Genomic DNA, 686 nt, shown 5'->3' with positions numbered 1-686 from the left:
TACGGCAATGTGCGTGCCCTGCACGGTGTGGACCTCGCGGTCCGCCCCGGCCAGGTCACCTGCGTCCTGGGCGACAACGGGGCGGGCAAGTCCACCCTGATCAAAATCATCTCCGGGCTGCACCAGCACTCCGAGGGCGAGTTCCTCGTCGACGGCGAACCGGTGCACTTCACCACCCCCCGCCAGGCCCTGGACCGGGGTATCGCGACGGTCTACCAGGACCTGGCCGTCGTCCCGCTGATGCCGGTGTGGCGCAACTTCTTCCTCGGCTCCGAGATGACCAGGGGCCCCTGGCCGTTGCGCCGCCTCGACATCGAGAAGATGAAACAGACCGCCGACGAGGAACTGCGCAACATGGGCATCGTCCTGGACAACCTCGACCAGCCCATCGGCACCCTCTCCGGCGGCCAGCGCCAGTGCGTGGCCATCGCCCGCGCCGTCTACTTCGGCGCCCGCGTCCTCATCCTCGACGAGCCGACCGCCGCCCTCGGCGTCAAGCAGTCGGGTGTGGTCCTCAAGTACGTGGCCGCTGCCCGCGAGCGCGGTCTGGGGGTCATCTTCATCACCCACAACCCCCACCACGCCTACATGGTCGGCGACCACTTCAGCGTCCTGCGCCTGGGCACCATGGAACTCTCCGCCGAACGCAGCGAGATCACCCTGGAAGAGCTGACCAACCACATGGC

At 67.8% G+C, this 686-nt stretch carries 1 protein-coding gene; it reads left to right on the top strand.

What is annotated here, in order from left to right; genetic code table 11:
- A partial coding sequence (locus OC490_RS49105; protein WP_262064561.1) for an ATP-binding cassette domain-containing protein occupies positions 1 to 686 on the top strand: 686 nt, incomplete at both ends.

The organism is Streptomyces sp. STR69, from assembly GCF_024519455.1.
Classification (GTDB): Bacteria; Actinomycetota; Actinomycetes; order Streptomycetales; family Streptomycetaceae; genus Streptomyces.
This window is presented reverse-complemented; position numbering and strand designations above follow the sequence as displayed.